The organism is Mucilaginibacter sp. MD40 (genome assembly GCF_002288635.1).
In the GTDB taxonomy this organism is placed as follows: domain Bacteria; phylum Bacteroidota; class Bacteroidia; order Sphingobacteriales; family Sphingobacteriaceae; genus Mucilaginibacter.
The window spans coordinates 2,253,589-2,278,376 of sequence record NZ_NRSW01000001.1 but is presented as its reverse complement, the minus strand read 5'-3'; the positions used below and the strand labels follow the sequence as shown (position 1 = coordinate 2,278,376).

22 protein-coding genes are annotated in these 24,788 nt (G+C 45.0%); 9 read left to right on the top strand and 13 right to left on the bottom strand.

Annotated elements, in window-relative coordinates:
- Window positions 1-383 precede the first annotated feature (383 nt).
- Window positions 384-641: a CHC2 zinc finger domain-containing protein gene (locus tag CKK33_RS10350; RefSeq protein ID WP_095704036.1), complete on the top strand. Its 258-nt coding sequence runs from the start codon at window positions 384-386 to the stop codon at window positions 639-641.
- Between the two features lie 6 nt (window positions 642-647).
- Here the strand turns inward: CKK33_RS10350 and CKK33_RS10345 are convergent, their stop codons facing one another.
- Entirely contained in the window at window positions 648-1,529 is an 882-nt protein-coding gene (locus CKK33_RS10345) for a glycoside hydrolase family 25 protein (RefSeq protein WP_095704035.1), read from the bottom strand.
- A gap of 103 nt (window positions 1,530-1,632) precedes the next feature.
- On the opposite strand from CKK33_RS10345, the gene CKK33_RS10340 reads away from it, so the two are divergent.
- On the top strand, window positions 1,633-1,821 hold the full coding sequence (locus tag CKK33_RS10340) for a hypothetical protein (protein ID WP_143822942.1): 189 nt from the start codon (window positions 1,633-1,635) through the stop codon (window positions 1,819-1,821).
- A 13-nt stretch (window positions 1,822-1,834) separates the two neighbouring features.
- On the opposite strand, the gene uxuA is transcribed toward CKK33_RS10340, so the two are convergent.
- Window positions 1,835-3,022 (bottom strand): mannonate dehydratase, encoded by a 1,188-nt coding sequence (gene uxuA, locus CKK33_RS10335; RefSeq protein WP_095704033.1) that lies wholly within the window; start codon window positions 3,020-3,022, stop codon window positions 1,835-1,837.
- 213 nt (window positions 3,023-3,235) lie between these two features.
- Here uxuA and CKK33_RS10330 point away from each other — a divergent pair, with 213 nt between their 5' ends.
- From CKK33_RS10330 to CKK33_RS10315, 4 genes are read left to right on the top strand one after another with little or no spacing between them, the layout of a single operon-like run.
- Window positions 3,236-4,051, top strand: coding sequence for an SDR family oxidoreductase (locus CKK33_RS10330; RefSeq protein WP_095704032.1), 816 nt, complete (start codon window positions 3,236-3,238; stop codon window positions 4,049-4,051).
- Between the two features lie 14 nt (window positions 4,052-4,065).
- Entirely contained in the window at window positions 4,066-5,085 is a 1,020-nt protein-coding gene (locus CKK33_RS10325) for a sugar kinase (RefSeq protein WP_095704031.1), read from the top strand.
- A complete protein-coding gene (locus tag CKK33_RS10320) occupies window positions 5,075-5,737 on the top strand; it encodes a bifunctional 4-hydroxy-2-oxoglutarate aldolase/2-dehydro-3-deoxy-phosphogluconate aldolase (RefSeq protein ID WP_095704030.1) in 663 nt (220 codons plus the stop codon). Before CKK33_RS10325 ends, CKK33_RS10320 begins: the two co-directional genes overlap by 11 nt.
- A gap of 15 nt (window positions 5,738-5,752) precedes the next feature.
- Entirely contained in the window at window positions 5,753-7,048 is a 1,296-nt protein-coding gene (locus tag CKK33_RS10315) for an MFS transporter (protein WP_095704029.1), read from the top strand.
- A gap of 84 nt (window positions 7,049-7,132) precedes the next feature.
- On the opposite strand, the gene CKK33_RS19420 is transcribed toward CKK33_RS10315, so the two are convergent.
- Window positions 7,133-7,576, bottom strand: a complete 444-nt coding sequence (locus CKK33_RS19420; protein WP_143822941.1) for a hypothetical protein — start codon at window positions 7,574-7,576, stop codon at window positions 7,133-7,135.
- Between the two features lie 349 nt (window positions 7,577-7,925).
- Here CKK33_RS19420 and CKK33_RS10310 point away from each other — a divergent pair, with 349 nt between their 5' ends.
- Window positions 7,926-9,080: a hypothetical protein gene (locus CKK33_RS10310; protein WP_095704028.1), complete on the top strand. Its 1,155-nt coding sequence runs from the start codon at window positions 7,926-7,928 to the stop codon at window positions 9,078-9,080.
- A gap of 79 nt (window positions 9,081-9,159) precedes the next feature.
- Here CKK33_RS10310 and CKK33_RS10305 read toward each other — a convergent pair whose 3' ends face one another.
- The 8 genes from CKK33_RS10305 to CKK33_RS10270 all read right to left on the bottom strand — a co-directional run bounded on the left by CKK33_RS10305 (window position 9,160) and on the right by CKK33_RS10270 (window position 21,506).
- A complete protein-coding gene (locus CKK33_RS10305; protein ID WP_095704027.1) occupies window positions 9,160-9,915 on the bottom strand; it encodes a ThuA domain-containing protein in 756 nt (251 codons plus the stop codon).
- Between the two features lie 15 nt (window positions 9,916-9,930).
- Window positions 9,931-11,334, bottom strand: a complete 1,404-nt coding sequence (locus CKK33_RS10300; RefSeq protein ID WP_095704026.1) for a serine/threonine-protein kinase — start codon at window positions 11,332-11,334, stop codon at window positions 9,931-9,933.
- Entirely contained in the window at window positions 11,327-12,118 is a 792-nt protein-coding gene (locus CKK33_RS10295; RefSeq protein ID WP_095704025.1) for an FHA domain-containing protein, read from the bottom strand. Before CKK33_RS10295 ends, CKK33_RS10300 begins: the two co-directional genes overlap by 8 nt.
- Window positions 12,119-12,269: 151 nt before the next feature.
- A complete protein-coding gene (locus tag CKK33_RS10290) occupies window positions 12,270-16,340 on the bottom strand; it encodes an FtsW/RodA/SpoVE family cell cycle protein (protein ID WP_095704024.1) in 4,071 nt (1,356 codons plus the stop codon).
- On the bottom strand, window positions 16,327-17,784 hold the full coding sequence (locus tag CKK33_RS10285) for a PP2C family serine/threonine-protein phosphatase (RefSeq protein ID WP_095704023.1): 1,458 nt from the start codon (window positions 17,782-17,784) through the stop codon (window positions 16,327-16,329). The genes CKK33_RS10290 and CKK33_RS10285 overlap by 14 nt, the downstream gene beginning before the upstream one ends.
- 94 nt (window positions 17,785-17,878) lie before the next feature.
- Window positions 17,879-18,841 carry a hypothetical protein gene (locus CKK33_RS10280; RefSeq protein WP_095704022.1) on the bottom strand — a complete coding sequence of 321 codons (963 nt, stop codon included), beginning with the start codon at window positions 18,839-18,841 and terminating at the stop codon, window positions 17,879-17,881.
- 103 nt (window positions 18,842-18,944) lie between these two features.
- On the bottom strand, window positions 18,945-20,321 hold the full coding sequence (locus CKK33_RS10275; protein ID WP_095704021.1) for a serine/threonine-protein kinase: 1,377 nt from the start codon (window positions 20,319-20,321) through the stop codon (window positions 18,945-18,947).
- Between the two features lie 156 nt (window positions 20,322-20,477).
- Window positions 20,478-21,506 carry an LLM class flavin-dependent oxidoreductase gene (locus CKK33_RS10270; RefSeq protein ID WP_095704020.1) on the bottom strand — a complete coding sequence of 343 codons (1,029 nt, stop codon included), beginning with the start codon at window positions 21,504-21,506 and terminating at the stop codon, window positions 20,478-20,480.
- A gap of 232 nt (window positions 21,507-21,738) precedes the next feature.
- Between CKK33_RS10270 and CKK33_RS10265 the strand changes: the two genes are divergently transcribed.
- Together CKK33_RS10265 and CKK33_RS10260 are read left to right on the top strand one after the other, a co-directional pair.
- The gene (locus tag CKK33_RS10265; RefSeq protein ID WP_095704019.1) at window positions 21,739-22,326 is read left to right on the top strand and encodes an HD domain-containing protein; all 588 of its coding nucleotides are present in this window, start codon (window positions 21,739-21,741) and stop codon (window positions 22,324-22,326) included.
- On the top strand, window positions 22,323-23,198 hold the full coding sequence (locus CKK33_RS10260; RefSeq protein WP_095704018.1) for a YitT family protein: 876 nt from the start codon (window positions 22,323-22,325) through the stop codon (window positions 23,196-23,198). The genes CKK33_RS10265 and CKK33_RS10260 overlap by 4 nt, the downstream gene beginning before the upstream one ends.
- 159 nt (window positions 23,199-23,357) lie before the next feature.
- Here the strand turns inward: CKK33_RS10260 and CKK33_RS10255 are convergent, their stop codons facing one another.
- Both CKK33_RS10255 and CKK33_RS10250 read right to left on the bottom strand, forming a co-directional pair.
- Window positions 23,358-24,404, bottom strand: coding sequence for an adenylate/guanylate cyclase domain-containing protein (locus tag CKK33_RS10255; RefSeq protein ID WP_095704017.1), 1,047 nt, complete (start codon window positions 24,402-24,404; stop codon window positions 23,358-23,360).
- A complete protein-coding gene (locus CKK33_RS10250; protein WP_095704016.1) occupies window positions 24,404-24,784 on the bottom strand; it encodes a response regulator in 381 nt (126 codons plus the stop codon). Before CKK33_RS10250 ends, CKK33_RS10255 begins: the two co-directional genes overlap by 1 nt.
- Window positions 24,785-24,788: the final 4 nt, after the last annotated feature.

Below are 24,788 nucleotides of genomic sequence, written 5' to 3'. Positions count from 1 at the left end.
AATATTAATTATAATTAATTTAATATTGTAAATACTTACTGGCACCATCTAAAACTGTATGATAAAACTACATGTTGTATACTTCTCTTAACATTCCATCATCAAAACACTACAATTCTCAATGATAAAATCTACCACCAATAAACCTGTTACCAATGCCAGTTACAATTACCCTAACTTAATTTCTAATTAACCCGCACATATAATCGCCACACTTAATAAAAAGAGCATCTGTAAATATTTTCATACGACCGATAAAAAATATGGTACTGATAAGCACCCTGTTAGCCTTTCTGAGTGACGCTTTTTAACCAAGCTCATTGCCGGTAAAAACGGGCTTTAGTATATTTGAGGCCCGATTTTTTTGATAATATATTGTGAGTATGAATCTGGTTGACATCGTTTCAAAGCATGTACTTTTACAACAAAGCCGCAAAGCATTAAAAGGGCGTTGCCCGTTTCACAAAGATGAAACCACTTCGCTGATGGTGAACCCGTCAAGCAATGTATTTAAATGCTTTGGCTGCGGAATTGAAGGCGGCCCCATCGAGTTTTTGATGGCTCTTGAAGGTAAAAGCCGTAATGAGATCATTGCCAAACTGGCTAATAAAAATTTCCCTAAAGAGAAGGCTTCCGTGTGATAAGCTCTAACGGTTACTGTATCTGCTGATCGTTATCCGTTCCAGGTCGGTGCTGTCACCTTTGAAAACATCAAAGTCTACAGTGTGGCCAATACCGTTGATATGGCCCCTTTCTGAGTGTTGCCAGAACCTCCAGTCGGTGCCCTTTTGTAAATTAAGCTTTGGCTGGTCGTAATGGGCTATCCATAAGGGATAACCATCAAAAAAGCCCCGCAGGTAGTCGTTATAAAAACTGATGCCGGTGTAAATAACCGGCTTTACTCCTGTTTTCGACTCCACATGCCGTATAAATTCCTTTAATTCTTTGCGCATGGCTGCTGGTGATTTTCCATCAAGCCGTTCAATATCTACCACCGGAGGCAGGTCGCCATTTTCTATCTCCACATTCTGCAAGAAAAACCGGGCCTGCCACAAACCATTCTTCTTAGGCCTAAAAAAATGGTAAGCCCCGCATTTTATTCCCACTTTAGCGGCTTCGCGCCAGTTTCTCTTGAAATAGGGATCAACCTTGAGCAGGCCCTCCGTTGCTTTAATATAGGCGAATGAGATACGGACGCTATCTTCATGCATGCGGCGCACCTTTTGCCAGTAGATCTTACCCTGGGCATAAGAAACGTCTATGCCATGTACGCTATAACCCTCAGGTATGCTGATGCCGAAGCTCTTGTAAATGCGGCCCGAAGCAGGTGTGCCAATGTCCTCTATCCAGCGCCAGGCCGAGGAAAAGGTCTTAAATACATATCCGTAATAGAAAGGAGAAAAAAGCACGGCAAAGCCAAGCGTAATGAGATACCATCTTAAGTAAGGATACTGGCTTTGGAGTTTCTTTTTACGACCTGTAGGCTTTCTCCTTGCCGTAATGGTCGTTTTCTTTTTAGGAACAGGCACAATGCAAATATAATTAGCTACAACTGCAAATCATTGGCTATTAATAAACGAGGGTTACCTTCCTGCTTTCAAACAATTATCAGGATATATGATTAATATATACATGAGCAAGCAACACAAAACCATACCTACTGAGCCGGAAGAAATGCCTGTGCACATAGAAGGGCCGGAAATTAAACAACCCACAGACCCTAATATCAGGGAGATACCTACTGAAGCGCCGGACAACCAGCCACCTGAAATTACACCTGATACGCCTAAGCCCGATGAGGGCGTTGTACACCCGGGTTAGCTAAGATATTCTGTTAATAATTAAAGGCTTTTTTAATGCCCAGTTCAAGCCCTCTTAATTCCGCAAGTCCACGCAAACGGCCTATGGCGGAATAGCCTGGATTGGTTTTCTTCTTGAGATCGTCGAGCATTTTATGCCCATGATCGGGCCTGAAAGGTATTTGGGTATCTTTTCTGCCCGAAGCAATCCGCCTTTGCTGCTCCTCAAGCAACGCCTTCATTACTTCATACATATCTACATCACCGGCCAGGTGGTCGGCTTCGTAAAAACTGCCCAGATTATCTCTTTTAGTACTGCGTAAATGCACAAAATGTATGCGGTGACCAAGGTTTTTTACCATCTCCGGGAGGTTATTACCCGGAATAACGCCAAAGGAACCTGTACAAAAAGTTAAACCATTATTGTGGCTATCAACAGCATTATAAATATCACATATATCCTGCTCATTGCTTACCACTCGCGGCAAACCCAGTATATCATAAGGAGGGTCGTCCGGATGTATGCACATCATCACCCCGGCCTGTTCTGCCGCCGGTATCACCTGCCGCAAAAAATGCGCGAGATTAGCCTTTAAGATAGTCGCATTAATATTTTTATAGGAAGCCAGTACCGCTAAAAACTCATCAAGCGTATAACCTTCTTCGGCTCCGGGTAAGCCGACTATAATGTTTGCGGTGAGCTTTTTTTTGCCTTCCGCATCAAGGGCATGGGCATATTCTGCCGCGAGCTGCCGGATATGCTCCGGATAATCCTGCTCCGCTTTTGGGCGCCTGAGGATATGCATATCAAAAGCGGCAAAATGTACCATATTAAAATGCAGGGCTGTTGAACCATCAGGCATGGGGTAATCCAGATCGGTGCGGGTCCAATCAAGCACCGGCATAAAATTGTAACAAACGGTATGTATACCGCACTGGCCAAGGTTACTTAACGTTTGGCGATAGTTATCAATATAATGCTCAAAATTGCCGCTGCGCTTCTTGATATCTTCATGCACAGGCACGCTTTCTACCACAGACCATTTTAAACCGGCAGCTTCAACAAGCTGCTTACGTTTCATGATCTCTTCAACAGGCCATACAGCGCCATTGGCAATATGGTGCAGCGCAGTAACTATGCCGGTAGCCCCTGCCTGCTTAATATCACTCAGTGATACCTGGTCAGATGGCCCAAACCAGCGCCAGGTTTGTTCTAAACTCATAGCCGTAAATAACAAAAATAATTTAGCATAACCTTATGCTACCGGTGACAAAATTACAAAACCGTTATTTTGACATGTATTTAGCAGTATTTCACATAAATCTTGCAAAACATGCATAATTTATTACTTTTTCAACTTGCATTGTATTACATTGCCAAGCATTTAAAGCATTATCTATCTAAAATTAAACTGCAAAATACATAAACACTACTCATGAACAACTCATTTTCGCTCGAAGGGAAAGTTATCATAGTTACCGGTGGCACCGGTATATTAGGCAACGCGTTTATTAACGGTATTGTTGAAGCAGGCGGTACCGTGGGCATACTTGGCCGCAACAAACAGGTTGCAGATGAACGCGCCCAGGTCATTAACGCAAAAGGCGGTAAAGCCATTGCCCTCATCGCCGACGCGCTTGACGAAGCGGCCCTTATAGAAGCTAAAACCCAGATTTTAGATAAATTTGGTCGTATTGATGGCCTGGTGAACGGTGCCGGCGGCAATATGCCTGCAGGCGTTATACAGCCCGATGAGGATATTTTTAAGATCAATATAGAGGGCATGAAAAAGGTACTGGATGTAAACCTTTGGGGTACTATACTGCCTACACAGGTGTTTGGAGAGGCCATAGCGCAAACCGGCAAAGGAAGTATCGTTAACATATCATCCATGAACTCTAAACAGGCCGTTACCAAGGTGTTAGGGTACAATATGGGCAAGGCCGCCGTTGATTGCTATACCGAATGGTTCGCGGTTGAGTTGGCTAACCGTTATGGCGATGCCATCCGCATGAATGCACTTGCTCCCGGCTTTTTCCTAACTGAGCAGAACCGCAATTTATTGACCACACCTGATGGTGGCTACACCAGTCGCGGAGAGTCTGTGATTCGTAAAACGCCATTTAAACGATTTGGGCACCCTGACGAATTGATCGGCGCACTAGTATGGCTGCTTAGCGATGCTTCGGCATTTGTAACCGGTTCCATGATATGCGTTGATGGTGGTTTTTCCGTATTCAGCGGGGTTTAACTACATTAGCAGCTATGGCAGGCAAAGTTTTAACATTCGGCGAATTACTGCTCAGGTTTTGCCCTGACGCGGATAGCCATTGGCTAAATAATAATGCCATGCCTTTCCACGTTGGCGGCGCCGAGCTCAATGTAGCTACCGCGCTTGCTCATTGGAATGTACCTGTAAAATACTTTACCGCCTTACCCGATAACGGCCTCACCGAACAGTTGATCAATTATCTGCAAAAAAGGAAGATCGACACATCGGCTATTGTGAAAAGCGACGGCCGTTTGGGCACCTTTTATTTAACTAAGGGTAAAGATATGAAGCACGATGCGGTGATTTACGACCGTGCAGAATCGTCATTTGCCAAATTAAAAACCGGTACCGTTAATTGGGACGAGGTTTTGCAGGATGTAAGCTGGTTTCATTTCAGCGCTATTTGCCCGGCACTAAGCCCGGAGGCTGCCGAACTTTGCGAAGAAGTACTTAAAGCTGCATCTGACAGAGGCATTTTTATTTCTGTTGATCTGAATTACCGCGCTAAACTTTGGCAATATGGCAAGCAACCCTTTGAAGTGATGCCGCGCCTCGCACATTATTGCGACCTTATTATGGGTAACATCTGGGCTGCTGAGAAACTATTGGGTATTCCAGTTTTGGGCGATATTCATGAATCGGGACAAAAAAGTATTTATCTTAAACAGGCTCAACGTTCATCAGAAGATATTCAAAAAGCGTTTACAAAATGTAAGGTAGTGGCTAATACCTTCCGGTTTGACTCGCGCGATGGTATTGATTATTATACGACGATATACGCTGACAATGAATTTCACCATTCTGCCGAGTACCACGCCGATAATGTAGTGGATAAAGTAGGCAGCGGCGATTGCTTTATGGCCGGCCTGATATATGGCTTGTACAATCAATTATCCTACAAGGAAACTTTAGACTTTGCTACCGCGGCGGCATTCGCGAAACTTTTTATTGAAGGCGATGCAACCACAAGTAAAGTGGATGATGTTTTAAAAACCATTCGGTATGAAAACTAAACAGCAAATCACGGATGCTATTATTTCCCAAGGCATGCTGCCACTTTTTTACCATGCCGATAAACAGGTTAGTTTAGACGTAACCCGAACGCTTTACAAAGCAGGCATCCGTGTAATAGAATACACCAACCGCGGCGAGGCGGCACTTGAAAATTTTAAAGCGTTAAAAGAGCTTCAACAAAACGAATTTCCCGACCTGATATTAGGAATAGGCACCATCAAAACGCCGCAGGACTTTGATAACTATGCCTTAGCCGGCGCTGATTTTTTCATATCGCCCATACTGGCAGAAGAAGTAGGCCATTTAGCTGTAACCAATAACTATTTATGGATACCGGGATGTATGACCCCTACAGAGATTGACAAGGCTGCCAGGTATTTTGATGTTTCTTTTGTGAAGTTATTTCCTGCAAATGTTTTGGTGCCGGGTTTTGTTTCGGCAATAAAAGAGTTGTTCCCGGGTGTTAAGATGATGCCTACAGGCGGTGTAGATATGAGCGCGGAAAACATTAACGCCTGGTTTAAAGCGGGTGTAGTAGCTGTTGGTATGGGCAGCAAGCTGATCACCTCTGATGTACTGAAAGATAAAAATTATAACCAATTATATACCAATACCCTGCTCGCTTTAGAACTGGTCAAAGGGGCGCGGTAGCGGCAACCTTACATCATGAGCCAAACACAAAGAACCAACTACCGCTGGACGGTGGTTGTGCTGCTATTTTTTGCCACCACCATTAATTACCTCGACAGACAAGTAATAGGTTTTTTAAAACCTGACTTACAGAAAGAATTCCACTGGTCTGAAAGCGATTACGGGTTTATAGTTATAGCCTTTCAGGCAGCTTACGCTTTTGGTTTATTATTATTTGGAGCTTTTATAGACCGTTTGAATACTAAGCAAGGCTACACTATCTCAATTATTGTCTGGAGTTTAGCTGGGGTATTGAACGGTGTTGTAAATAACACCTTCGGATTTTTGGTAGTAAGAATGATTTTAGGTGTTGGCGAGGGCGGAAATTTTCCAGCAGCTATAAAGGCGATAGCGGAATGGTTCCCTAAAAAAGAGCGTGCTTTTGCAACCGGTATCTTTAATTCGGGAGCCAACATTGGCGCGGTTGTGGCGCCTATACTGGTGCCGTGGATATTAGGTGTTTACGATTGGCAAATGGCGTTCATCATCACCGGCGCCATAGGTTTTATATGGCTGATATTCTGGTGGATCTATTACGAAATCCCTTCCCGCCACAAAAAAATCAACAGTGATGAGTTAGAATACATCAATAGCGATGCCGAAGAAGAAGCAGCCGAAAGTAAACTGGCTACAGAAAAAATTGCCTGGAGCCGCTTATTTACGGTAAGGCAAACATGGGCATTAGTGGTAGGTAAGTTTTTAACAGACCCTATGTGGTACTTTTTCCTGTTTTGGCTACCTTCCTATTTCTCCAGCACCTTTAACCTTGATCTTAAAAAGCCTACGCTGCCGTTGATACTTATTTACACGGCTACCACTATCGGTAGTATTGGCGGCGGCTATTTGTCATCGTGGTTTATTAAGCGCGGGATGCCGGTGTTTAAGGCCCGGAAAACAGCCATGTTTATTTTCGCGCTTTGTGTGGTGCCGATTTTTACGGCAAGGTACGCAACCAATATCTGGCAATCAGTGGCACTCATTGGTTTAGCCGCAGCTGCGCACCAGGCCTGGAGCGCCAATATTTATACCACAGCATCAGATATTTTTCCTAAAAAAGCTGTAAGCTCCATAATAGGCATTGCTGGTATGGCAGGCTCGGTAGGCGCCATTTTATTCCCGTTCTTTATCGGCTGGGTGCTTGATTCGGCCAGGGCAGCGGGTAATGTAACGGCTGGTTATAATATACTGTTCACCATTTGCGCCTGCGCATATGTGGCAGCCTGGTTGTTAATGCATTTGCTAATGCCCAAGCGTAAGGCTGTAAATTTGTGATTCAACTAATACATCTACGCTTGGTATTAACCAACAATGCCCGCTTTCGCGGGCATTGTTGGTTACCGTCATAATCAAAACTCATTAGAAAGTACTCCAGGTAAGTGAGTTTTTATCAAATAGTACACCATGCGAAAAATCGGGAGCAGTAGAAGTACTGCCGTCCGCGCATTTCGCCAGGATGGCCACACGCCCCCCGGTGGCCGAAGAAGGAATGGCGAGCGTAAGGCTATTTGCTGATGTGCTGCCACTTGGCGGCGGAAGCGATGCACCCGTAGTATTCCAATACCCACCTATGCCATATGAACTGGCCGAACTCGGGTTCCACTCTATGGTTATTGAATAAGCTGAAAAAGAAGTAACATGTATGTTGATGACCGCGCCACACGAAGGGAAATTTTGCGGTGCCATAACTGCATTTTTCTTGGTAGTTTTCTTTACCGGAGGTTTTGTATCAACCGGTATAAAAGATGGTAACGCGAATAGCAAAACAGCTACCAGCGTTGATAACATAAAATTCCTTTTCATAAAATTTGGTTTAATTGATTAAAAATGAGAGTAGTAGAACTTACTTGACGGTAATTAAATAAAGTTATAGAATAAATTTAATTTAAAAAACATTTCTATTCAATTATTTAATCTTAGAGAAACCTATAGATACTAAATCAGGGATCACGTTTGAAAATCTCAATACTCGTTATCGTCGTAGAAATGTTAAAAGATGTGAAATATTCCACATTGGTGTATTTAACAATGGTTAGTTGCTATATTTATCTCAACGAACCGCGAAGTACGATGTAGCGCGTTTTGTTATTGTTACTGATAGGGATCCCCCATCGCCCAAAAAAACGCGTTACCTGATCAATTGCAATTAAGTATGATTAACCGTATACATTTACCGTTTTTTAAAATCTTCTCCGCAGTTGTTTTAACATTTGGCACGCTCACCGCCTCTGCGCAAATGTCTGCTTCGCTGCCCTACAAACAGGATGCTGCCGATACATCAGCCATTAATAGTGAGTATATTGAGGAAAAGGATTTTACCTCAGTCAAGACAAAACCCGCTGTCAGCATTTTTGATAATGTGAGTGAGACTGACCTCCAGAAAAAGGTATCGATAAGTCTTAATAACTCAGGTGACCGCAAGCAGTTGATGAATTATCTCAAACAGCTTGAGGTAAGCGACAACGGATCTGCAGGTAATGAAGCCAGGAATAAAACGCTTTTCAAATTTGCCAATCTTTTTGCCCGTCTAAAGCTTTATCCGTTGGCCATGAAGTGTTTCTTTAAAACCTTGCAAAAAGATAAACAGAAACATGATAACCGGGAAGCGGCAGTATCAGACAACATGGACGTTGATGACAGCCTAAGCCCCGACCTGCCCATCAATACCAAAGATGATTCGTTAGCTTACGTCCAGAGTTTACAGGTACGAAGCGAAAAATCCGTTAGAACCACTTATGAAAATATTTCGGGTACTTTTAATGATGGAAAACAGGCCGTGGCCTACGCATTGCTTTTCCATGTGAAACAACCTTCACCCGGTAAAAAGAAAGTCCATGTGTTGGCTTATACCGGGCATACGTACATCACCCTGATCAAATATAATACGGATTCTACCTACGTTTCCTGCTCATTTGGCTTCTACCCTAAAAAAGATCATATATTTTCTGCGACCCCCTGGTTCCCGTCAACTTCGTCGCAATTTAAAAATGATGCCGGCCACAAATGGGATGAGATCATTGGCAAGTTTATTTCTAAGAAAAGCTTTGATAAGATACTCAAACTTACCAAAGAATATAATGATGTGGACTACCACCTCAGCTATAACAACTGCACCGATTTTTCATTACAGGCGGCAGGCATGGCAGGTATCAGTATCAGTAATACGGAAGGCAAGTGGTTTATGGGTCATGGCAACAACCCCGGCGTAACCGGCCAAAGTATTCTGCAAGGTGGCTACGGCACAACCGATAAACAACCCGTTGCCACTCTGTTTAAAAGTTTAAATACATCGGTTACAGAAAAATAAATATAGGTCCAAAGTCTATAGACGGAAAGTCTGAAGATATACTTAAACCATCGTTAAGGAAAGGCTTTGCACTTAATAATTACTGCTTAACACCGGCTGCCCAAAATATCGCATTGGTGAACAATTTGGTGTAAGCCGGATTATCAAACAGCTTCGGTGAGTGCCCCATAAAAATGTAAACGTTTCGGGCTTTATACTTTGGGTTTGTCCATACCACCGGGTGGTCGCCCATTTTGATATTACCGTTGGGCTGGTAGGTGTTTTCATCAACACTGGCCAACACCCTTACATTTGGACGCGGGCTTTTATCGTACGTATACCATTCCTCCTGTTTGATCAGAAATTTGCCGGGGATGCCGCGCATTACCGGGTGTTGCCTGTCCTCCACCTTTACTTCGCCGGAGGCAAAAGTAGCGATGTAATCTTTAAACCGAATATCGCCCATAAAGTGGTAAAACCAATCCCACATCGGGAAGCCGTCAAACTCACCCAGCAGCGTCGCGTGGTGAAAGCCTATCCATCCTCCCCTGCCGTTGCTGATATACTCTTCAAAGGCCTTTACCGCTTTATCCTTCCAGCCATAAGGCGGATAGTCTAACTGGATAAATAATTGGTAATTGCTGAGATATGCGGAATCAATGATATCGGTGTTTTGGATATAATCAACGGTAAAGCCTCTCTTTGCAGCAAGCCCATTCAACCAGGTCTTTGCTCTTTTGGAATACTCGACATGGTGACCGCCGTTCTCATAAATAGCCAGCACCTTGAAAGGGTTACGCTGCGCAAAGCAACTGAAACCAACCAAAAGCAAACATGACAAAAACAGCGTTCTCATCTTCAAGTGAATATGTTAGAATATCCCCAGGAATTTTTTGCGCTTTTTCTTCTTAACCGGTGGCGCTACACTAACCGAATCGGCCAATACCTTTTTAGGTTTCCAAACCCTTTTTTTGGCAGCAAGCAGCGCGGCATGTTTGGCACGGGCCACGCTATCGTAATTATATTGCCTGGGTATATAAGGCGGCCGCAAGTAGTTAGTGGCGGGTACATAAACTACATTACCAGTACTTGCAGGGCTTCTAAAGAAAGCGTACAGGGATATAGCAACAAATATTAGCCCCACAGTTATGATGGCACCAAGTGTATTCTTAGGCATAATGATAGTAGCCCTATTACGCTCATATACGCCTTTATTGCCATTGAAATGCGCGCCTGTTTCTTTCGCAAGTGTTTGTAGAGCGGCCAGTTGCCGGTTCTTTTCGGCATCTTCTTTTTCAAACTGCTCAACCAGTTTTCTTAGGCGTTCATTTTCGGCAAGTACAGCAGCGTTACTACTTTTATTGTCACCGGAAAAATTAGCCTCAATAACAGCGTCCAGCAATTCAACTCCACTTGTGTAGCGTTGTGCAGGGTCTTTTTGCAAGCATTTGTTTATGATGGTTAACAACCAGTGAGGCAACTGCATTTCCTGGTCGCGCTTTTCTTCGGTCCAGGTGCGGGGCAGGTTGTTCTGGCGCATAATGCGCAGGTCGGGTACCGGTGATTCCAGGTGCGCCATCCGCACATTATTACGGGCGGTTTCACTATTGCCTGTAAGCGGAAATGGAACGCTGCCGGTAAGCATTTCGTACAAGATGATACCGTAAGCATACACATCAGATTGCGGCAGCATCTGGCCATCAGTTTGCTCCGGTGCCATAAATTCTATAGCCCCGGCATGCCTTATGCTGGTACGGCGCTCCTCATCGGTAAGGATGGCTAAGCCAAAATCTATCAGTACATAATTACCTGTTTGGGCATTGTACTTAACGTTATTGCTTTTAACATCGCCGTGTTTGATACCTATTTTATGGCAATGGGCCAAAGCGCCTGCCAACTGGTATGCCAGCCTTATCGTTTCTTTAATGGTAAAAACACGATCATTAGGTGGTTGGAGCAGGTCGCACAGATCAGGGCCATCAATGTACTCCATCTCAATGTATGGCAGCGATCCACTCTCGGTAATACCCGAACTTAATATCTTTACCACATTGGGATTAGGCACCTCGTTTACCTTCTGCAGTTTGCCCACTTCGTTAATAAAGTTGCGATAGTTGCGATCCTCAGTGTTTTCGGCGTAAACGGGTGTAGGCAATATCTTTACGGCGGTGATCATAGGCCCCATGCGCCGGCCTTTGTATACCGATCCCTGTCCGCCTGTGCGCAATGCACCCAGGTTCTCTAATCCTTCGGTTATGGTAAATACTTTACTCATGGCCTGTTGGTTGATAGCTGAACTCCAAAACCGCCGACTGCCCTAAAATGATCTGGTCGCCTTCCTGCAATTGATGCCCAATGTGGGTAGAGCTTAGTTTGATCACATCCTCACTTTTTTCTGAACGGATCTTTATCTTATTTCTCGGCGGGATACCACCTTCATCCGCGTAGATATAGAATTTGCCTGCCTCATCGCTCCATTCTATGTGAGCATGCTGGCGACTTACATATTTGTTTGCCTCATCGGCACCATCACTCGGGAAAGCGATGTGGTTGGTACGAAAAAAGCCGTCATCGGCCTGCGCTTTTTTATCCCTGCCGATATTGATCTTGTCTTTACCGGATTGTATATGATATTCTTTCTGTTCAGTTTCCCCACCCAAAACCCGGATATATGCCGAGGCAGATTGCTTAATAAAATTACTGCCGGTTTTTATAAAAAATGCGGCATCAATGTTCCTCGCGGGCACCGCTTCTGCCGGTAATTCCTCGTCAAATATTACGTCCAACTGCCAGTTTTGAGGCAGGTTTACTGCATAATCATCAGCAATACGCTGTACCTCGTCTTTAAAAACTTCCGGTTCTTCGGTATGCACCGCGGCTTCGTAAAGCGATTTATCTGCCGCTGGGGCATTAATATACAGGTTAAGGCCGCGGATGTTGCCACCTTCACCACCTTCCGCTTTTTGCAATTCCTGTTTAATGAATTGCAGCAGTTCATATCGTATACCCTTAACATCAGACGGTCTATCCGCCTTATCGTTTTTAAAAAAATTGAACATCCTATCCAGTAAAGTATTCTACCTAAATTTTAGTGCTTAACTGACCCTAATCTAAAAAGTATCTCTCAAATAATTATGACTTAATGTTGTTTATAACGTTCTTAAGCCCCGCACTGGCATACGGTATAGCACTATACCATAAACCAACGCATTATTCAGTTGTTTGGTCTGTAATGCTTTTAATGTAGCCTTTTTCCTTTAGAAAAGGTATAACATGACGCCCTGCCAGCCTTACCGCGTCAGACGATCCTTTGGTAGATTCTATCCTTACGCAAACTACCATGTTACCAGCTCCGTTTCCTTTGGGCGCGAAAAACACATACCAACCATCGTTTATTTGTTCGCCTTTCCAGATACGCTCCGGCGTACCGGTTTTACCGGCAACTGCAAGTCCCAGTGTATATTGTTTCGGCGCACTTTGCTCTATCATATAATGTCGCATTAGCCCTGCGTAACGGGGATCATTCATCAGCTTAATGCCCGGTTTTACCTGCGTTGCAGAATCGCTTACCTTAAGCACATAACGGTTTTGCGGCATAGTGCCATTATTGGCAACACCGGCCGCCATGCGTGCAACAGCGGCAGGCGTAGCAATTAACTCGCCCTGGCCCCATGCCATACCGGAGATACCTTTGGCCCTTGTTTTCCGAATATTGTTAGGATTATAACGCGGCTTGGTATTGAACTCCGTTTTGCGCCAAAGCTCGCGCCATTTTTCTTCCTGCTGCGCATTCTCTTTGTCGCGACCGTAGTAATAACCACCAACGCCATGTAAGAACATACCGGTTTTTAAATAAACCGTTGCCATATCCTCCTGCAGATGTTCCTCGTTAGCCAGTTTGATGAAGTATACGTTATTTGATTTTGCGACGGCACGCTCCAGTGTTATTAAACCGGTTTCGTCAGGCTCCAAACCTTTGGTACGGATACGCTCATAGCTGGCCACGTTAAACTTGCGGTTAGCGGCAGCTATACCCAATTTATTGAACGATGCAATAGAAGTTGCGAGTTTAGCCGTTGAGCCGGGTTGCGTAGCCAGGGTAAAACCAAGATCCTGTGTGGTCATCCATCCACTAAGTTGATTTTGGTCGGCGTAACTCATGGTCAGCTTTTCCCAATCATGCACCGGCGGCAGCGGATAAGTAGCCGATGTAAGCACATCCCCTGTATTGGATTCCATTACCACTACCGATACACGGTTATCCAACAAAGATGTATCCTGCGCTATCGAGTTTTGTATCTCGGTTTGCAGTTGTGCATCCATGGTAAGCCTAACATCGCGGTTTCGTTTTTTGAAATCTTCCACTTCCTTGCTGTTTATACCTGCAAGCAATAAAGGCGCAATAGCGCTGTAATCGCGCTTTACAACCGTCATTTCCTTAACGCCTCTTGCCAGGAACCTGTCTTCCCGGTATCGGTTCGCGGTTACGTTGAATTTCTCGGTAGGCATCTGGAAACCGCGCAGTTCAGCAGCATGTTCATATTCCGCAAAATAACCATTTGGGCTGCCGTTGAAAACGCCGGTATTTGCATCGCCTATCCAAAAGAACATTTTATCATCAAAAGGATAATATCGGTCCAAACGCTTATGCATAGCCGAATCGATATTGTAATCAGCCGCGCCGGCAAGCACCAGTTTACGGTGTTGTTGCTTCACCAAATTAGGATCGCTTGTTGCTAATAACACACCATCGCGATCGTAAAGGTTACCGGCCTCCAGGCGGTTCATTAATATGGCGATACGCGGGTTGTAACTAAACATCCGGGCGCCGCTTTTATCGGCCACCAGTGATGGCTTCACCACCCATTTTTTATTATTGAATGAATATCTTGAAACGCTCACCGAAAGCAGCACCACACCACTTAAGGCGGCCATGAGTGCCGGAACCAGATTTTTGTCCTGCTGCTGCGAAATGTAATTCATTTGCACAGGCGTACCCCTCACTTTTGACGCGGATAACAAAAATCCTGAAGCCAGTAAATTGGCCACTAAAGATGAGCCGCCATAACTTTCAAACGGCAGTGACACCCCGGATAACGGTAATGCCCCTGTTGAGCCACCCGCAATAAGCAAAAACTGCACAAAGGTTGATACACCGATACCTGCACATAAATAAAACAGGAACGGCGTGCCCGTTCGCCGCCCTATGATGATGGAACGGTGCAAATAAAGCAGAAAGAGGATGAAAATACAGGTCATACCCGCCCATCCGAACTCTTCACTCATGGAAGGCAGTATCATGTCGGTATGCGCTTCCGGGATAGTTTTGGCAAAGCCTTCACCTACGCCTTGCCCCGCAACGCCACCGCTGGACATGGCCCAGAGCCCGTTCGCTACCTGGTCGCCGCCATAAACCTCGTTATTCCAGGCATCCTGCCAAATGGCTTTACGGTCTACCAGACGTTGTACCGGACCAGGGAATAACTTACCTAACAAAGGCACCTGGTCTATAGTTACAAACGCCGCCATGATAACCAGCACCATAATGGCCGATTCGCTTAACGAGCGGCGGTTGAAAAGCATCATTAACGAAACCGCAGCAGCTGTAATAAGCGCGGCAAGCCAAACATTTTTTACAAACCAGCTTACCAGCACATACAGCACAACGGCTATCGCCATGAACATGAAATCGCCGCGCGAAAAGGAAAACAAAACGATGAAGGTAAAAAGTACCACCATTGCCGGCCCAAGATCGCCCAGGATAAGAAATAGAAACAAGGTAATCAGTATGGCTATCAGCGCGAAGGAGAAGAACTGCCAGCGTTTGTTCCAACTGGTGTATTCGCTAATGAGTTTCTCGTTAGCCGCAAAGAAACCAGCCAAGAACAAAATGATAAGATATTTCACGATCTCGCTGGGTTGGAACCCGAATAAGTTAACCTTTACACCGCTACCCTCTGGCCCTGTACCAAACTTGATGGTAAGCGCCAGTAAGGTTGCTGCTAAAGCAACCCAGGGCCAACCGTTTGCTGCCGCGCGGTTCTGTTTAAACACCAGCATCCGGTACACCCATGAATCCGGTGTAAAACGGCGAAGATTAAAAAACAGCATCACCAGCATGGCAACCAAACCAATGCCTAAATAAAAGAGCATATCCTTAGCCAGGAAGCGGTCGCGGAGCGGATCTTGTAAGCTGAGTAAGGTAATAAATGATAACCCGGTTAACGTCATGATCACCGGCAGGATCAGTTGATCGGCGTTTCTGAAACCTATCGACAATACAATGTGTACTAACAGAAAAGCTCCCAAAAAGCTGCCGACTATAATATAAAACCAGTGGTTAAAATCATCAACGGTGCGTATGTTGAGCGATTTTTCCTTTTTAAGGATGTTGAAGTCGCGGGTGGAGAATAAGCGTATTGTATGTGGCTGCTGGTTAAAAGTAAAAGTGGCATCGTCATCCAGTTCCTGTATCCCTTGCGATGTACCAAACTGGTAACCGGGCTGCAGGGGTAACACTTTAAACGCCTTGCCGTTTGGCAAATGCGTAAACTGCGCCAAACCCTGCTCATTAGTGCGGGCATAGGCAATTAGTTCCTGCAGATGCGGCCGGCCGGCACTATCAGGCGTAAATGCCTTGGTAAAGCCGTTGCCGTTCTCACGCGTCCGTTTAACCTCTTCTATCTCCTCATCATTGTAAATGCTATCCTGGGGCAGTACCATTTGCAGGCGTACCAACACGCCTCCAACTGGTTGCTGTTTATTTAAGATATTTACAGCGACAACTCCGTTGCCCATGTTGAGATCAGTACTTTGAGGCACCTGTTTGGGGTTACTTTTCTCGCTCACAAACAACGATGAATCCGCACCTGTGTAGCCCAGTAAAGCCCGGGAAGCTTCTACCCTGCTTTTGAAAGATTTGCCGCCCTGAGCAAAAGCATCATCCGCAATAATAAAATACTTGCGTTTATTCAACTCGCCGATGTTATCAATCTGCAAGTGATTATCAGTAGCGTTGGCAACTGTTGAGGTGATGAGGTCGATGTCTTTTTTATCCTCAAAATAATAGCCTTTTGTAAGCAATCGCTTAAGCTGGCCTGCCGGGTCACCTGCGTTAAGATTGATCATGGTGCCATCCTGCAAACGCTTATCCACATCAGTAAAACGGGTTTGCAATACGGTATGTAAACGCAGGAAAAGGCATATAAACAATGCCGTTAACAGTACAATGAAAATGCGCTCGGTCCACCGGCCGGGTTGTTGCACTTTATCTGCTTCCATTTACTTTTACAGTGGTTTTAGGTTTAGCAGTATTGGTGTTAGTAATGATCATAGGGAAGCTGGCCGTTATGTTTTTATCCTGAGCAAACACATAGTTATTACGCACCGGCAAACGGCAATTGCTGAACTGTACGTTGACTAACGAGAGTCCATTATTGGCGAATTCAACCGCCACGTCAAAATCTTTAAACTTGAGGTTTTCAATTACAATAACCTTTGCCTTGCCACCCAAAGCCAGCGCAGGGCCATGATAGGCGGTATCGCGCTGTAAAACAAAGTTTCCTTTGGTTTTAAGGTACAGCGTATCCTGATCGATGTGCAAAGTATCGGTTAACAATACCGGCTGCTTAAAAGCCGTATCTGTTAAAACGAGGGTGTCTCCTTTAAAAGCATCTATAGCGTCCTGTAGTTTAACTTCGTTGCTATTGCGCAGCTTTGCCGTATCAGCAACCGGTTTTGTCACTTTTACAGCAGGCTGCCCTTTCATGAACAGCCAAACGGTACTTCCTAAAAACAACAGGCATAGCAGCCCTAATATCACGGTTAAACCGCTGTTTCCGCTTTTACGCATCTCGGGTTCGGGTTTTGTTGTAGATGGTTTTATATCTTCCTGGTTGGTTATTTCTTTGCTTTCCTCGGGTTCTTCTTTCTTTACCTGGTTAGTTATGGGCGCAACCACCTGAGGCTGATGCCGGGGTTTATCGTTATATACCAGCACAACGGTCACGTTATCCCGACCACCGTTATTGTTAGCAGCGGCTATCAGCTCGCGTGCTTTTTCCTGTAACGAAGCGTTTAAGGTAAGTATGGATAAGATGCCTTCTTTATCAACCAGATCGGTAAGGCCATCACTGCAAAGCAACAGCATATCTCCGGGCAGGAAAGGTGATTCACCGGTTTCAACAAAGCTATCGTCTGTTTCTATCTGGTTGCTGAAGCCTAAGGCTTTGTTTATTTCGTTACGCTTAGGGTGGTTCATGGCGGCATCTTCTGTCAAGCGTCCGCTATCCTCCAAAAAGCCAACAAAAGAGTGGTCTTTGGATATTTTGACTAAAGACTGATCGCGCAGCAGGTATAAACGCGTATCACCTACGTGAGCGTAATAAAAGCGGTTATTCTCAATATCGGCAATGGCCATGGTGGCTACGCAGGCCATGCTTTCCAGCTCTTTATCTTCCGCTTTTTTCGCGGCTATATCCCGGCTGGCTTGCTTAAAAGCTTCAATCATCCCCTCAATGATATTGGTTTGGGGCCTACTGAGCTGCTCCGTAAAAACAGTCTGCGCAATTTCGGCAGCTACCTCTCCGCCATTATATCCGCCGACACCATCAATTACGGCGGCAAGCACCAACTTGTCATGCATTATTCTGCGGGCAACAAAAGTATCTTCATTGTTGCTGCGTACCCTGCCGGTATCGGTTTGTCCAAAATAGTTTTCAGCCATTGCGTTTACCTGATCTTTTTATATCAGCAAAGTGGGTGAGCAACATTAGCCCGCCAATTACCAATAAGCCTATAGATAATATTTGTGACATTAATTATGCTTTAAACAGGTTTAAACCTATAATACCGTTAAGCAGCATGCGCGAGTTTACAGGCAATTCCACCCATTTAGGCGAGTTGATATCGCTGCGCTCTAATTTAACTTCGTTCAATGTGGTCATCTCACCGAAAGATGCCAGATAGAATTTACCATCAGAACGGTTATACTTGATCTGCAAATGCGGCGCGTTAACCCAATCTGAAGGTATGGTAAATATGTTGGAATCTTCGCGCGTTTCCTCACTGCCTGATACGATGATCTCATCGTCTTTCATCAGGTACTCCACCTTTTTACCGGCAAACTGCTGGTCGGGAATGATGGTTTCCAGTTTGGCAAGGCTATCTTTTGGCGGCTTTGCAGATGCTTTTTTCTCTTCTTCCGCAGCCTGCAGATTATCTTCGTAAGGTATTTCAAAATACCCTTCGCTGTAGTAATTAAATCCTTTTAACACATCCTGGCTCACATCAAAGGTTTGCGCGATACCGGTTTGGCGCGGTATAAAAGTTACCCGCAGGTTTTGCTCTTTTAGCGGTTCGTTATTATCAGGCAATAACTTCCCGATAAAACCTTTGTCGCCACGAGCATAATCCGGGTGGGATACCAGCCTGAAAACCCATTTAGAACCCGATGGTTTTACCGTTTTACCAGCATCGCGGTACTCCTTCAGTATCTCGTAAAACTTCTCTACCGTTTCCTGGACGATCAATCCGAAGATGCCTTGTTTATCGGCGATGAATTCCTTGTAATCATCCGGGTTAAAGCTGATGATGAATTCATGATAGAAAACCACCCTATCGGCAAACGATAATTGCTTAATAGATTCCCTGAATTTTCCGACGATGTAGCTGTAAACAGTATCGGGTGTTAGGGCGTTTGCTTTAGCCTTTTCGGTAGTTTCGTTAGTGAGAAACCAATCCTGCAAACCAATGCGTTGCCAAAAATTAGGTGTAGATGCCATCGGGTAAATTCAAAAGTTAAAATTCAAAAGCAAGTTTTTGAAAATCTTGCCAACCTTAAATGTTTGTGGTAGTCTCATTGAACACATTTAGCGAACAGATGTTTTATTGTTCCTGCTGCCCACCAGTGGTATCCGGTTGCTGATTGTTAACGCTATCTTGTACCGGCCTTTGCGGCTCTGCCACAGGCTTCTTTACAACCGGCGTATCACGCTTAACAGGGATACTATCCGGCTGACTATTCTGATCTTGCGGGTACTTTGAACCGTAGTTAACTCCGGTAGTATCAGGTTTATTTTGTAAACTGTCCTGATTTACCTGTTTATCCTGCCCGTGCTTTTTAAGGAAAGTGGCGTAAACCGAGAAGCCCATAAAAAGCACCAGCAGCACCATTATGGTATAGTAGTAAGGCTTGGAAAGCGACACACGCGATTCATCCTCAACAGCGTCAGTTTGAGCAGGCGCCGGCGGCGGGCCGCTTTGCTGGTACTGTAGCAGCAGGTTATGTAAACGCTCGTTCTCGCTGCGCAGGGCCGCATTGCTTAACCCCCCGTTAAAATCATGACTGTCGACAGCAGCCATACTACCGCGGACGATGGCATCGTGCAGTTCGGTACCATTTCTGAACCTTTTATCTGGATCTTTTTGCAGGCACTTATCAATAATTTTCAGCAACCATTGCGGTACCTGCATTTCCTGCGCTTTCTTTTCATCACTCCACGATGCAGGCAAGGCAGCGCGACGGGCGTTAAGCAGATCGGGCACCGGCGCCTCTATATGCGCCAGCATTACCTGGTTACGTGCGCTGTCGCCCTGTCCTTTTAATGGAAAAGGCACTTCACCGGTCAGTAACTCATAAAGGATAATGCCATAGCTGTAAATATCGGTTTCCAGCAGCATTTTACCTTCATGCTGTTCCGGAGCCATAAACTCTACTGCACCCGCATGCCTGATGCTGGTGCGGCGCTGCTCCTCCGTCATCACGGCAAGGCCAAAATCCAGAAGTACGTAGTTGCCGGTATGTACGTTATATTTTACGTTATTACTTTTAACATCGCCATGCTTTACACCTACCTTGTGGCAGTGCGCAAGCGCGCTGGAAAGCTGGTCGGCCACGCGGATGGCCTCCTTAAGCATAAATATTTTTTCATGAGGCTCTTTTAACAGCTCACAAAGGTCGGGGCCTTCAATGTATTCCATCTCGATAAATGGGAAAGAGCCACTATCGGTAAGCCCCCAGCTCAATATCTTCACCACATTAGGGTTGGGCTCCTCATTTACCTTTTGCAGTTTGGTAACCTCGTTTTTAAAATTACGGTAGTTACGGTCGTCATCGCTCTCGTTGAGTATGGGTGTGGGCATCAACTTAATGGCTGTAAGCACCGGCCCCATGCGGCGGCCTTTATAAACGGAACCCTGCCCGCCCGTGCTCATGGCACCTAAATTTTCAAGTCCTTCGGTTATAGTAAAAACTTTGCTCATTAGTAGATATTTTCCGTTACAGGTGACGGCAATTTACAGACTAATCTACATTTACCACACCATTTTGTTGTGATAATTTTTAAAGTATGGAAACAAATTGCATCAAAAAGCCCGTTACTAAACAAGCAACGGGCCGTTATACTTTCTTAAAACCTCTTAACTCAAAGGCGCATATGCCGATTTACGAATAACATCGGCAAGCAGCTTTACTGAATACATGCGCGACTGCTGGTCAAATATGGGCGAAGTAGCCATTATTTCATCAACGCCTGTTTCTTCTATAAAGCTGTTCAGCTTATTTTTTATGGTTTCGGCACCGCCAACAAAAGAATAAGCCAGCATTTGCATAACTGCCTCCTCTTCATACGGCGTCCATATTCCGCTCATATCTTTTACTGGTGGTGGCAATAAGCGGCGACGGCCGGTCACTACGCCTAAAAACATCTGTTTCATTGATGTGGCCAGGCGCTCCGCCTCGGCATCAGTATCCGCTGCAACAACGTTAACACATGCCATTACATAAGGCTCCTTTAACTGATCTGACGGCCGAAAATTATCCCGGTAGATCTTTATCGCTTCCCTGAAGTACGTCGGCGCAAAATGGCTGGCAAAAGCATAGGGTAAGCCCATAGCCGCGGCAACCTTTGCACTATCGGTACTTGAACCCAGCACCCAGATAGGTATATCCAAACCTTCGCCGGGGATGGCTCTTACCTTACTATCCGCATTTTCGGCAGAGAAGAAAGTTTGCAGCCTTAGTATATCCTTCGGAAAGTTTTGAACGGCGTTGAAGTTTTCACCACGGATAGCCAAAGCGGTAAGCTGGTCCGTGCCCGGCGCACGACCAAGGCCGAGGTCTATCCTGCCGGGGTAAAGCGATTCCAAAGTGCCAAACTGTTCTGCTATGATCAATGGCGCGTGGTTAGGCAGCATGATGCCACCAGAGCCTACACGGATCTTAGATGTACCGCCGGCAACATAGCCAATGAGTACTGCTGTAGCAGAACTGGCCACACTGATCATGTTATGGTGCTCGGCAAACCAGTAGCGGGTATAGCCAACCCTTTCGGCTAACTGGGCAATCTCCAGGCTCAATTTGAAACTGGTGCCGGGTGTGCCGCCCTGCACAACAGGTGCCAGGTCGAGAATGGAATATTTTATATCAGATAATTTTTTTGTGCTCATAATTAATGCCCAAAGGGATATTTTCAAACAGGTGTAACACAAATTTACGGCGAATACGGTGCCCTGCGAACGACTTTGATGTTATATGACGCTGCACATACACTGGGACATAGGGGTGACAAAGTAGCGTGTGAGGCGCCTCACCTACCCCCTCTCCAAAGGAGAGGTTTTAATTGTGAAGGGTTCGATCTGCCTGATACCAACTTTATCGGGTATTTAATATCTTAGCAACATGATCAATACCCCGGAAGGACAGTATATTTTAAATCGGCTCAAAACTGAGCTACCGGAGCATTTTTATTATCATAATGTTGACCATACGCTGGATGTATACCACGCCGCCGCAAGCATTGCCGAAAAAGAAAATATTAATGAATTTGATAAGCGCTTGTTATTAGTTGCTGCACTTTACCACGACAGCGGTTATCTCAACCAAATTAAAGATCACGAAAAAGCATCCTGTGATATCGCGCGGGAAGCCCTACCGGACTTTGGCTACACGGGAGAACAGATCGATCATATTTGCGCCATTATTATGGCAACCCAACTTCCTCAACAGCCCAAAAATCAATTAGAGGAGATTATCTGTGATGCCGATCTGGATTATTTAGGTCGCGCAGATTTTATCAGCACGGGTGACAAGCTTTACCAGGAGATGAAAGCCCTGGGTAATATAACCGATAAAAAAGCATGGGATGCGCTGCAAATTTCTTTTCTTACACAGCATCGCTATTGCACAAAAACGGCTGTTGAAAACAAGGAGCCAAAAAAACAAGAAAATTTAAGAGCTTTACAAAACAAACACCTACTGCCGAAATGAGTACAGCGCCAACTGCAAAATCAATCATTACCGATACCATTTACACCATTGCAGGTATCTTGTTCTGTGGCTTTGCTTTAAAAAGTTTTTTGATACCCAACGCGTTTTTTGATGGCGGTGTAACCGGTATCTCGCTATTGATACATGAGCTGTACCACGTTAATATTGCCTATGTTATCATCCTGGCTAATATTCCGTTCATTGTTATGGGAATGTTCCAGGTGAATAAGACCTTTGCTTTACGCACACTTTTGGCTATTATCGGCTTAGCGCTTTGCCTGCTTTATATTCCTTATCCGGATAAAATAACCTCCGACAAGCTGCTGGTTTCCATATTTGGCGGGGTTTTTATGGGTACGGGTATCGGCTTGGCTATACGCGGTGGTTGTGCCCTGGATGGCATTGAAGTTTTGGCACTTTATACCGGTAAGCGTATCAGTTTCACCATCAGCGAGATCATTTTAGGTATCAATATCGTTATCTTCCTGATCGCTGCGTTTGAGGTTGGTTTTACCACTTCTTTATATTCCATAATCACCTATTTCACCGCATCGCGCATGATCAACTTTGTAATAGAAGGTTTGGAGGAATACACAGGGGTTACCATTATATCGGGCCAAAACCAGGCTATTAAAGAAATGCTGGTGATGCAGTTAGGCCGCGGAATTACCATTTACAAAGGCGAGCGTGGCTTTTTAAAGGAAACCTTTGATGTCCATCACCCGGTTGATATTGTGTTTACTGTTGTAACCCGCCTGGAGTTACGCCGCCTGAAGGATATGGTACATGAGATAGACCCTAAGGCGTTTATCTTCACCAGTATTATCAAGGAAGCTGCCGGTGGCGTTTTAAAGAGAAGAGCGAGACATTAGGGTGGAGAAATTCTAAAAGCTAAACTCTAAAAGTAAGCTTATGAATAAAAGTGTCATTGCGAGGAGGAACGACGCGGCAATCTCATAAGCTGAATATCCTCCCATGAGGTTGCCGCGCTACGCTCGCAATGATATAACTTTTAACTTTTGAATTTTGACTTACTCCACCACCTCGTAAGTATTTACCGGCAGGGCCTTGTTCTTCAGTGTAAACTGCCCATTCTCTTTGCAATGGAAAGACTCTTTAGCTTTTTCGTAAACAGCTTCGGTGATAATGATCTGGCCGGCTTTGGCTATACCTTGTAACCTCTGAGCCAAATTCACAGAGTCGCCTATTACAGTGTAATCTAATCGTTTTAAAGATGCCGAGCCAATGTTGCCCGATACCATTTCGCCGGAATTGATGCCTACCGAGATCTCCGGCTTAAATATTTTACCGTTGCCGGCATCTATTTCAGGCTCATTGGCTAATTGTTGTTTAACAGCCAACGCGGCATCAATGGCCCTATCCAGGTGATACTCCCCGCGGAACACAGCCATAATAGCATCACCCATAAACTTATCTACGTGGCCACCCTGGGCTATAATTTCTTTAACAATTTTATCAAACAGTCCATTCAACAAATTAACCACGGTATTAGCTGCCACATGTTCGGTAATGGCAGTGAAGCCACAAACATCCACAAACATTACAGTAGCCTCAAGCAGCTCATTTTTCATGAGGCTGTGCTCAGCCTCTTTATGGGTCATGAAGTTAAGCACATTCTCGTCCACATACATTTTAAGGATGTTATTTTCCTTGATGGCTTTAAGGGTTTCCTGCAACTGCCTTACATGGGTGATGGTCTTTTGCATAGTAAGGTCCAGATCATCAAAATCCACCGGCTTCATGATAAAATCAAACGCGCCACGGTTCATGGCCGTGCGGATGTTCTGCATATCGCCGTAGGCTGATACTACAACCGCTTTCAATGTAGGGTTGGCTTCCGGCAGTCGCGATAGCAACGTGAGGCCATCCATCACGGGCATATTAATATCAGACAAAATGATGTCCAGATCAGGGTGTTCTTTTATACGCTCGAGCGCCTCTGCCCCGTTTTGCGCAAAGATAAACTCGTACTCGTTCTCCCTTATCTTGCGCCTGAATTTCTGTTTCACCAGTACTTCCAGGTCCGCCTCGTCGTCTACTACCAGTATCTTAGCCATTACTCGCTAATTGTTTTAAGTTTTTCTTTTAATAGGTTAAAGTCAAGCGGTTTTGTCAGGAAATCATTCGCTCCTTTTTCCATCGCCTGCTTATAGTTTTCTTCGTCGCCGTAGGCCGTAACCATCATTACAACCGGCGGTGGCGGCGTAGGAAAATCTTCGCGGATATGCCCTAACAGCTCAATACCGCTCATACCCGGCATATTGATATCCGAAAGGATAAGAACCACTTCAGAATGTTTTTCTTTCAAATATTCCAAAGCTTCCTCACCAGAATGTGCGAAGTCGAGTTCTACCTCGTTATTGCGTATCTCTTTTCTAAAACGTTGTAAAAATAAGGGCTGCACATCCTCCTCGTCGTCTACTACCAATATTTTCATGCGA